Here is a 9,871-nt window from a genome sequence, read left to right on the forward strand (position 1 = left end):
TTTCAATCCTGCTCTGCTACCAGATGCTGCCGTTGCGCTATTACATCACAAGCGAGGTAAAGGGCTTCTCGCATAGAATCAGCGTTGGCTTGGTTTTTACCGGCAATATCGTAGGCAGTACCATGATCGGGAGAAGTGCGAACTACCGAAAGACCCGCTGTAAAATTCACTCCTTTCTCAAATGCTAAGGTTTTGAAGGGAATCAACCCCTGATCGTGGTACATGGCTAATACTCCATCAAACTGCTGGTGCGTAAGTGCACCAAAAAACCCATCGGATGGGAATGGTCCGTAAACTAATTTTCCTTTTTCTTTTAGTTCCTGAATAACCGGAATTATAATGTCCTGTTCTTCTGAGCCTAGCAAACCGCTTTCACCGGCATGAGGGTTTAGGCCCAGCACCGCAATGCGGGGTTTTATCACGCCAAAGTCCTGCTGTAGTGAATTCTCCATCAGCAGTATTTTCTGCCGCACTTTACTTCGAGTAATTTTCTGACTTACCTGATGCAGAGGTACATGACCAGTAACCACTCCTACTCGGAGCTTCTCATGGACTAGCAACATCAGATGCTCTTCGGCCTCAAAAGTTTTAGCAAAAAATTCAGTATGGCCCGGAAAGCTAAAACCTTCGTTCTGAATATTGTTTTTGTTGATAGGGGCCGTCACAATAGCCGACAATACATTCTCTTTTAGGGCTTGAGTCGCTTTTTCTAGGGCTTGCCAAGCAGCCTGACCCGCTGCGTTAGTTACTTTACCCGGTTGTGGCTCTATAACTTCCTGCCAGCAGTTAAGAACATTGACCTTGCCGTAAGCAATGCTATCCAAGTCTTTAATTGTCATAAAGTTAAACTGCTCCATGTCGCATTGCTTTCGGTAATAAGATACTACCTTGGCTGACCCAAAAATAATGGGGGTCATTTGGCTAAGAATTCGCTTATCGTTCAGGGCCTTAATGGTTACTTCCGGCCCTACTCCATTTACATCGCCGATACTGATACCAATGACTGGAGCATTTCCCTGTTTGGGCTTTAATTTATTCGGCTGATGAGACTGAGCCTCTTTAAGTTGCGTTGTTTGCTGCATCGTACTACTTTAAACTACTGAGCTAATTTCTTGAAAAAGTGGTACAACAACCGTACTCCGGCCCCGGTTCCGTTCTTACCGCGGTAGCCATCTGGGCTATCTAAAAAAGCTACTCCAGCAATATCAAGATGCATCCACTCATAATCCGTAAAGTGCTTGAGAAACGTTCCGGCCGTAATTGCTCCGGCCATGCGTCCCCCAATATTTTTCAGATCAGCAATATCCGATTTTAGGTAATTACGGTATTCTTTCCAAAGTGGAAATTCTACTATGCGTTCGTAAGATTCTTCACCCGCCTGCTTAAGTTGGTTTTTATACTCCTCCGAAGCACTTCCCATCATTACCATCCCCTCTTTACCAATCGCTACGGCAGCGGCTCCGGTCAACGTAGCTAAGTCAATAACTAACGCCGGTTTATACTTTTTAGCGAATACCAAGGCATCTGCTAAAATTAAGCGACCTTCCGCATCCGTGTTCAGTACTTCTACCGTAGTGCCATCCGAAATGGTAATCACATCACCCGGCACAATAGCATTACCACCCGGACGGTTATCGGTAGCCGGTACCAGACCAATTAGGTGAATAGGTAGCTTGTTTTTCGCTACTGCCACCATCGTTCCAATCACCGCCGCCGAACCACCCATATCGGATTTCATAGTATCCATTGAGGTAGAAGGCTTTAAGCTTAGCCCTCCGGTATCGTAGGTAACTCCTTTACCAACAATAACGTAGGGTTGTTTATTAACCGCCTTTTTGGGTTTGTATTCCAGAATATTGAACGTAGGTGGGTCTTCGCTACCGGCATTCACCCCCAGCAAACCACCCATCTTGAGTGATTTAATCTTAGACTTATCGAAAACTTCTACTTCAAAACCACTGTCTTTACCTGCTTTTTTAAAAGCTTTGCTCAGTTGATCGGCATTGAGTGAAATTACCGGTTCGTTAACCAAATCGCGCGCCAAGCAAGTGCCTTCTACAATATTACCCAGCTCCTGAACTTCTCGACTGCTAATTTCAGAATGAACAATACTAACCTCTTTAAGACCACTTAATTCGCTTTCTTTCAGGTCTTTGCGGTAGCTAGAGAATGCGTAAGCAGCTAATAACAACCCTTCTGCTAGAGCCAAAGCGTGGGTTGCCTGCCCACCACTTATTTTCACTTTCTTAACTTCCTCCTGCTTCAATTTTTCGTACAAAGCGGCTCCACGCTTCCGATAGGCTTCTAAAGTATACTCGGGCGAATCTTCGGCAATGGGTGCTACAAAGAACACCCATCGCTGGTATTGGTTAACGGTAATTAGCTCTTTTTTATCTTTTCGCTTTTGCTGTAAGTAGCGCTGCTCAGCTTCATCCGTCAGAATATCTCCGTCCGGCTCATCATCGTTTAGCAATACGATTAGGTCATCTTTATCTTTTACGGATTTGGCCGTTTTTAACTTAATGGACATAGAAATATGGTTTTTCAGTGCAATTTAGCAATGTTTTTGACAATCGGTGACGATTCTCGGGCTTTCATCCGTTACTTTACCAACAATGAAAAAAGCGACATCAGGCGTACGCCCTAAAAAGTTTTTAGGTCAGCATTTTCTTAAAGACCCTAATATTGCTCAACAAATTGTGGAGAGTTTGAGTGGGCACGGCAATTACCAACAGGTGCTGGAAGTAGGTCCGGGCACGGGTGTTCTCACGCAGTTTCTTATTCAACAATTGCAATATCAAACTACCGTTATTGAAGTAGATGATGAATCTGTAGATTACCTAAAGCAGAAATACCCTGACTTACCCATTCTGCATCAGGATTTCTTAAAAACAAATTTAGCGGAACAGCCTTCCCCATTGGCAGTTATTGGCAACTTTCCCTACAATATTTCTTCACAAATACTTTTCAAGGTGCTAGATCATCGAGGCATAATTCCCGAAGTGGTCGGAATGATTCAGAAGGAGGTCGCTGAGCGCATTTGCTCTCCACCCGGAAATAAGGTTTACGGCATTCTGAGCGTATTTCTACAAGCTTACTACGATATTGAATACTTGTTCACGGTGGAACCTCAGGTATTTCATCCTCCGCCCAATGTCCATTCGGCGGTTATTCGCTTACGGCGCAACCAAGTAGATCAGCTTGCCTGCAATGAAACCCTCTTCCGCCGGGTAGTAAAGCAGGGATTTCAAAACCGCCGTAAGACCTTGCGTAACGCGCTGAAACCACTAAATTTGCCGGAGCCAATCCGGCAATTACCCATGTTGAACCTGCGAGCTGAGCAGTTGTCGGTTGATGATTTTGTGCAGCTTACCCAACGAATTGAGCCATCGTGGAAACCATAGACTTTTTACCATTTGAAGTATCTCCGGCTTACTTGGAGTGGGTGCGGGAGACAATTACCCAAGATAACCACGGTGCAGTGCAAGAGAGCATGGCCGAAGCCAATGCGGTAGATATTCTAACTGTGCTCTACGAACTCAATACGGAAGAGTCGAAGTACATACTAAAGCTATTAGATAAAGAAAAAGCGGCCGACGTAATTGTAGAAATTGAAGAGGAAGACCAAACTGATTTCCTACGAAACTTTGCCCCCGCCGAACTGGCTAACTTTATCGACTATCTGGATTCAGATGACGGTGCAGATATATTAAACCGCCTGCCCATCCAGACGCGAGAGGAAGTGATTGACCGGATGCAAAACGCCGAACGGGCTCGCCACGTAAAAGATCTGATTCGCTACGAAGAAGACCGGGCCGGAGGTCTAATGGCCAAAGAGCTTATCAAAGTAGACATCAATTGGACAATTCTACAGTGCATTGAAGAAATTCGTCGCCAAGCCGAAAAAGTAGATAAACTCTATTCGGTTTATGTGGTGAATGACAAAGGCCACTTACTAGGGAAAGTCTCACTAAAACGTATTATTATATCGCAAGACCAAACCCGAATCGCTGATATTTACGATAGCGAAATTATTTCGGTACCCACTTTCATGGAAGAAGAAGAGATTGCTGAGATCATGCAAAAGTATGATTTGGAAGTAGTACCGGTAATTGATGTACTAGAACGATTGGTCGGTCGAATTACTATTGACGATATTATTGATGTAATTACCGAAATGGCCGAGGAGGAACGCCAACTAATGGCTGGTATCTCGGGCGATGTGGAAGAGCGTAGCGATAGCGTTTGGCAGCTTTCCCGGGCCCGCCTTCCCTGGTTGATTATCGGTATGTTGGGAGGGTTACTCGGTGCCCGCTTTATTGGCATTTTTGAGGCGGATATTGTCCTGGTTCCGGCTATGGCTTTCTTCATTCCACTGATTACGGCTACCGGAGGTAATGTAGGTATTCAATCTTCTTCACTAGTAGTGCAAAGCTTGGCAACTTCTTCGGTGTTTGGCGACCAGTTAGCCAAACGGTTAGTAAAAGTGTTGATTGTAGCATTAGTCAATGGACTCGCTTTAGGAGCACTGGTTCTAGGATTTAATTTGACTTTGGGTGAAGAATTACGGTTAGCAGGGGTGGTGGCTATTGCCTTGTTCAGCGTAGTATTGCTAGCTTCGTTTATGGGTACGCTTACCCCGTTGGTGCTCAATCGTTTCGGCGTAAATCCAGCGTTAGCCTCTGGTCCATTTATCACTACGGCCAACGATCTTCTTGGACTAGCAGTCTACTTTAGCGTTGCCCATCTGCTTTATGAATTTTAAAAGTGGGAAAATCGAAGTCAGAAAATAGAAGTAAGAAGTTGGGTAGGTTTGAAGGATAGAGATTAATGACAAGCGACAAAGGACAATCAGCAACACGTTCCAGACTTGGTATGGGATTAACCATCGAGCAATTTAGCCATCGAGCAATTCATTCTTTATGAAAAAATGCCTGATCGTAGATAAGATGCACGAAAGCATTGTTCCGCTGCTAAAAGATATTGGCTACAAAGCTGACTACCATCCGCAGATTACTCGTCAGGAAGTACTAAATATCGTTGGTTCGTACGAAGGTATTATCGTTCGCAGTAAGCTGAAAATTGACCAAGAATTTATTGATCTTGCCCACCAATTGCAGTTTGTCGGACGAGCGGGAGCTGGGCTAGATCAGCTTGACGAAGTTGCGCTACGCGCCAGAAATATTCATATTCTAAACGCACCCGAAGGCAACCGCGATGCACTAGGCGAACATGCCATCGGTATGCTGCTTAACCTCCTCAATCACATCAACCGGGCTGATCAACAAGTACGAAAAGGCATTTGGGATCGGGAAGGAAATCGAGGCATAGAGCTGATGGGCAAAACAGTCGGTATTATTGGTTACGGCCATATGGGGCAGGCCTTTGCCCGTCGGTTGGTTGGATTCGGGGTTACCGTGCTGGCCTACGACAAATATCGCCAAAACTACGGAGATGCATTCTCCCAAGAAGCCACTATGAAAAGTCTCTTTCAGCAGACCGATATTCTTAGTTTACATGTACCGTTAACCGACGAAACTCTATTTTTGATCGATGAGTCGTACCTTAACCAATTCTCGAAAAACATTTTCATCATTAATACTGCCCGAGGCAAAGTAGTAAAGTTAACAAGCTTAGTTTCGGCTCTAACCAGTGGAAAGGTTCGGGGAGCTGCCCTAGATGTGCTGGAAAATGAGAAATTAGCCCAGTTATCAGCGGAACAAGAATCTACCCTAAATCAACTTCGGCAGTCGGAAAGAGTACTGTTTACCCCTCATGTGGCAGGTTGGACATTCGAATCTTACGAAAAAATTAACCAAACTCTAGTGCGAAAGATAAATGCGTTAGATTTGGCTTAGTTCATACACTCGTCATATTTCTACCCACAAACATACCTTTTTCGTGTATTGATTGTGCTATTTTTGGGTTCTGTTTATTTTTTAAAGCCATTTCCCTATACATATGCGTACTGAACGCTGGCAGCAGGTAGTTGAGCGAATTAAAACCATTCCCGAGCATCCGGTACTTACCTCGTTTCTGGTACTTTTTGGGTTGGCTATTGTTGTGTTTGGACTTAGCTACTCTTATTATGTAGAAGACTACTACAATTTTGTTGGGCAAGTATTGGCCGAGGCACACGGTATGCTGTTTGACATTGCGGTAATAGGTATTTTGATTTACTGGCTCAATGAGAGTGGACAGAAGCGAATGCGAATTAGAACGTACTTAGATGAAATTGAAGACTTTCGCTTGTGGGAGTCAGAAGAAGCAGCTTTCCGTACAGCAGGTAATATTAAGCGACTCAATCGTTACCAGAGATATAAGTTGGATTTGGTAAATTGCTATTTGGCTCGCACCAACCTAAGCCACATATTGCTCAAGGAATCGAATCTCAACTCAGCCAATATTACCCACTCCAATCTTATTCAGTGCAATCTGCAAAATGCTCGCATGAACCAAACTAATTTTCAGGGCTCTAATCTTAATCAGGCCAATCTATCGCGATCGTACGCAAGTGGCACTATTTTTTCAAACACCTTTCTAATCAAAGCTAATTTTGAAGGTTCTTTTCTGATTAAAGCTAATTTTGAAAATGCTTTACTCACCGAAGCTAACTTGCGAGGCAGCGTATTAATGGGAGCTAACTTCAAAAATGCTAATCTATTGAAAGCCGACTTAAGGGGTGCTGAAGGATTAACGGTAGAGCAGCTTCTGGAAGCTAAAACGTTACAAAATGCTTTATTGGATGAACATCTTCTCCAACAAGTAATTAAACGATCTCCTCAACTAATGGCTACGTAACCCTCTCTGGCAGTAGTCATGTTCTATTTATTGAAAGGCTGGATACCTGAAGATATTTTTATATTTTCAGCTCATTATTATTACCGCTTAACCATCTTGCCTTATGAACCTTCGCCTACTGGTATTTCTCTTAATGATTTTCTTCACTGCCTGTCAGAATACTAAAGAACTAGATATTGTTATTCGCAATGGCTTAGTATACAATGGGTCAAGCTCCGCTCCAACGCTAACAGATATTGGTATTCGGGGTGAGCGGATTGTGGCGGTTGGTAATTTGGCCGAAAAAAAAGCAAAAAGAGAGATTGATGCTACCAATCTAGCCGTAGCCCCCGGCTTCATCGATATGCACACGCACTTAGAACCGTTGCTACGGTTACCAGACGCCGAGAGCCATGTACGGCAAGGAGTTACCACTGCCCTGGGTGGGCCCGACGGAAGCAGTCCCTGGCCATTGGGAGCGTATATAGATTCGGTTGAGCAAGAAGGCATTGGAATGAACGTAGCCTACCTAATTGGCCATAACACCATTCGGCGAAATATTATGAAGCTGGATAACCGCGCTCCTACCGAAGCCGAACTACAGCAGATGCAAGAGCAAGTAGCAACAGGCATGAAAGATGGTGCATTTGGCATCTCTACCGGACTAAAATATGTTCCGGGGGCTTTTTCTGATGTAGATGAAGTAGTTGCCCTATCAAAAATAGCCAGCCAATACGGAGGTATCTATACTTCACACCTTCGGGAGGAAGGACTAGGTTTGATTGATGCGGTGGCTGAAGCCATTCAAATTTCTGAGCGAGCCGATATTCCGGTGGTGCTTACCCACCACAAAGCTATTGGAAAACCCATGTGGGGTGCCAGCACCCAAACATTGGCAATGGTAGATTCCGCTCGTTCGTTAGAGCTTGATATTATGATGGATCAGTATCCTTATACCGCTAGCCAAACTGGAATTTCAGTACTCATTCCCAGTTGGGCCCGTTCGGGTGGTCAGGAAGCTTACTTGAAGCGATTAGAAGACCCAACATTGCGCGATAGTATTAAGCAGGGTATTGTGTACAATATATTGAACGATCGAGGTGGTAAGGATTTGCGTCGCGTACAGTTTGCCCGCGTTGAGTGGCAACCCAAGCTAGAAGGTAAAACTTTACACGATTGGGTTGTATCGCGAGACTTAGAACCCTCCGTAGAAAATGGAGCTGAACTGGTTATGGAAGCGCAAGCCAACGGTGGCTGTAACGCCATTTACCACGCCATTGATCAGCAAGATGTAGACCGAATTATGCAGCATCCCCAAACCATGATAGGTTCCGATGGGCGGTTAGCTGAATACAAAGTAGGGCATCCGCACCCCCGCTGGTACGGAACGTTTCCCCGAGTGTTGGGCCACTATGTGCGCGAACGGAATATTCTCAGTCTAGAAGAAGCCATTCACAAAATGACCTTAATGCCTGCCAACCGACTTGGTTTAAAAGAGCGAGGTAGAATTGAAGAGGGTGTTTTTGCCGACTTAACTATTTTCGATCCAGAGACCATTATTGATAAAGCAACTTTTGAGAAACCGCACCAATATTCCCAAGGAATTTATTTCGTAATCGTCAACGGAAAGGTAGCGGTTGACAATGGGCAATTCACCAAAAGTAGAGGAGGAAAAGTACTAAAAGGCTCCGCTTTCCAGTCAAATTAGCCAATCTAGCTTCCTAAGAAAACTTGAGATTATTTCATCATAGCTCGTAGAAACTGCTTGTAAGTTTTCGCTTGTAAACAGCAAAAAATGAGTATTACTACCCTATTTTAACGTTTTATAACTATTTAAATATATTTTTTAACTTAAATATTAGCATTTTAGACAAATATTTACTTATTTAGAATAAATATTACTAATGTAAGTTTTCACACCATGAATAATAAATCAATCTTCGGATCTATATTTCGTTTTACTATGCTGCTACTAATGTGGGCTATTGTCTGTATTACCGCACTTCCTGAACGGTCTAATATTTTGAATGCTAAAATGCAAGAAGATGTTTCTATTGAGCAAGTGCTCGACCAATTGCCCCTGAAGTAACCTACTTTATAACGTTGATTCTAACTGCTTGAGTCGCTCTATACTTTGTACCATCGCCCGAACAGTATGGTAGTTCACCTTCCAAGAGTGGCTCATATGAGTCCAAACGGGTTTGCCTTCGCGAGTTAGTAAAGGCCACCACTCACCTACCGAATGGTGAATCATTTTTTTGAATACAAAGCGATGGATATTTTCATAGGTTGGCCAATATTTTTCCGCACCGAACGTAAGTGAGGCTTCTAGCATACCAATTAGTAGTTCGGCCTGTTGCCAGAATTCTTTTTCCTGATCGTACACCTGGCCATCTGGGCTACCTTCTACGTACACTCCGCCGTAGGTTTCATCAATACCGTATTTCACCGCATGATCGTAGGAAGCTCGTAGTACGTCGGCATACTGATCTACCGATTTTCCCATTGTTTTGAGCGCGTGGGTCAGCAGCCAGGCGAACTCTACGTTATGGCCATAACTGGTATTATCTTCAGCTTGGGCTTTGGCTCCGCTATCGGTAAAACGATCCCAGCCCCAAACAATATCAAATTTAATTTGAGGGGCCACCTGCCAATCAGGAAAAAACTGGGGAATACCGGTTCGATACTTCGGATGCAAAATACGATTGAGCAGTAGTGCTATAATTTCTTCCAGCTTTCGGTAATGAATAGATTGCTGACTGCATTCGTACAATGTGGTAAATGCCTCCATGAGGTGCATGTGAACATCCAGCGTTTTACGGTCGCCCCCCGCTGCCCCGAGACCTTCCAACGACCAATCTCGTGCAAACATCTCAAAGTAGCCACCGTAGTGCGTATCTACGGCGTATTTTTGCAGTAAGTCAAAGCACTTAATGGCGTACTCTAATCCGCGTGCATCTCCCGAAGCCAAGGTGTACTCACTTAAACTGTAGATAGCAAAGCTATGCCCATAGATGATCTTCTCGTCAATCGTAACATTCCCAGCTCGGTCTAACAGCCAATAAAAACCACCATGCTCCTGATCCCACAT

9 protein-coding genes are annotated in these 9,871 nt (G+C 44.1%); 6 read left to right on the forward strand and 3 right to left on the reverse strand.

Annotated elements, in window-relative coordinates; translation table 11 throughout:
• Positions 1-2 precede the first annotated feature (2 nt).
• A complete protein-coding gene (gene pdxA / locus WBA23_RS08090; RefSeq protein WP_424581767.1) occupies positions 3-1,082 on the reverse strand; it encodes a 4-hydroxythreonine-4-phosphate dehydrogenase PdxA in 1,080 nt (359 codons plus the stop codon).
• Between the two features lie 14 nt (positions 1,083-1,096).
• The gene (locus tag WBA23_RS08095) at positions 1,097-2,530 is read right to left on the reverse strand and encodes a leucyl aminopeptidase family protein (protein ID WP_424581768.1); all 1,434 of its coding nucleotides are present in this window, start codon (positions 2,528-2,530) and stop codon (positions 1,097-1,099) included.
• Positions 2,531-2,615: 85 nt separating this feature from the next.
• Here WBA23_RS08095 and rsmA point away from each other — a divergent pair, with 85 nt between their 5' ends.
• The 6 genes from rsmA (at position 2,616) to WBA23_RS08125 (ending at position 8,869) form a co-directional block, all read left to right on the forward strand.
• Positions 2,616-3,404 carry a 16S rRNA (adenine(1518)-N(6)/adenine(1519)-N(6))-dimethyltransferase RsmA gene (gene rsmA / locus WBA23_RS08100; RefSeq protein WP_424581769.1) on the forward strand — a complete coding sequence of 263 codons (789 nt, stop codon included), beginning with the start codon at positions 2,616-2,618 and terminating at the stop codon, positions 3,402-3,404.
• Positions 3,392-4,765, forward strand: coding sequence for a magnesium transporter (gene mgtE / locus WBA23_RS08105; RefSeq protein ID WP_424581770.1), 1,374 nt, complete (start codon positions 3,392-3,394; stop codon positions 4,763-4,765). The genes rsmA and mgtE overlap by 13 nt, the downstream gene beginning before the upstream one ends.
• A 157-nt stretch (positions 4,766-4,922) precedes the next feature.
• Positions 4,923-5,858, forward strand: a complete 936-nt coding sequence (locus WBA23_RS08110; RefSeq protein ID WP_424581771.1) for an NAD(P)-dependent oxidoreductase — start codon at positions 4,923-4,925, stop codon at positions 5,856-5,858.
• 103 nt (positions 5,859-5,961) lie between these two features.
• The gene (locus WBA23_RS08115; protein WP_424581772.1) at positions 5,962-6,801 is read left to right on the forward strand and encodes a pentapeptide repeat-containing protein; all 840 of its coding nucleotides are present in this window, start codon (positions 5,962-5,964) and stop codon (positions 6,799-6,801) included.
• 103 nt (positions 6,802-6,904) lie between these two features.
• A complete protein-coding gene (locus WBA23_RS08120; protein ID WP_424581773.1) occupies positions 6,905-8,488 on the forward strand; it encodes an N-acyl-D-amino-acid deacylase family protein in 1,584 nt (527 codons plus the stop codon).
• 213 nt (positions 8,489-8,701) lie between these two features.
• A complete protein-coding gene (locus WBA23_RS08125) occupies positions 8,702-8,869 on the forward strand; it encodes a hypothetical protein (RefSeq protein WP_424581774.1) in 168 nt (55 codons plus the stop codon).
• A 6-nt stretch (positions 8,870-8,875) separates the two neighbouring features.
• Here the strand turns inward: WBA23_RS08125 and WBA23_RS08130 are convergent.
• Positions 8,876-9,871, reverse strand: a 996-nt coding sequence (locus tag WBA23_RS08130; protein ID WP_424581775.1) for an AGE family epimerase/isomerase, incomplete at its 5' end; no start/stop codon positions are given.

The sequence above is a fragment of the Tunicatimonas sp. genome (assembly GCF_049647865.1).
Taxonomy (GTDB): Bacteria; Bacteroidota; Bacteroidia; order Cytophagales; family Cyclobacteriaceae; genus Tunicatimonas.

What these genes read in the sequence shown, in the direction of transcription:
- pdxA (WP_424581767.1), bottom strand. Translation starts at nt 1,082, where the DNA reads ATGCAGCAAACAACGCAACTTAAAGAGGCTCAGTCTCATCAGCCGAAT.
- WBA23_RS08120 (WP_424581773.1), top strand. Translation starts at nt 6,905, where the DNA reads ATGAACCTTCGCCTACTGGTATTTCTCTTAATGATTTTCTTCACTGCC.
- WBA23_RS08095 (WP_424581768.1), bottom strand. Translation starts at nt 2,530, where the DNA reads ATGTCCATTAAGTTAAAAACGGCCAAATCCGTAAAAGATAAAGATGAC.
- WBA23_RS08115 (WP_424581772.1), top strand. Translation starts at nt 5,962, where the DNA reads ATGCGTACTGAACGCTGGCAGCAGGTAGTTGAGCGAATTAAAACCATT.
- WBA23_RS08110 (WP_424581771.1), top strand. Translation starts at nt 4,923, where the DNA reads ATGAAAAAATGCCTGATCGTAGATAAGATGCACGAAAGCATTGTTCCG.
- WBA23_RS08125 (WP_424581774.1), top strand. Translation starts at nt 8,702, where the DNA reads ATGAATAATAAATCAATCTTCGGATCTATATTTCGTTTTACTATGCTG.
- rsmA (WP_424581769.1), top strand. Translation starts at nt 2,616, where the DNA reads ATGAAAAAAGCGACATCAGGCGTACGCCCTAAAAAGTTTTTAGGTCAG.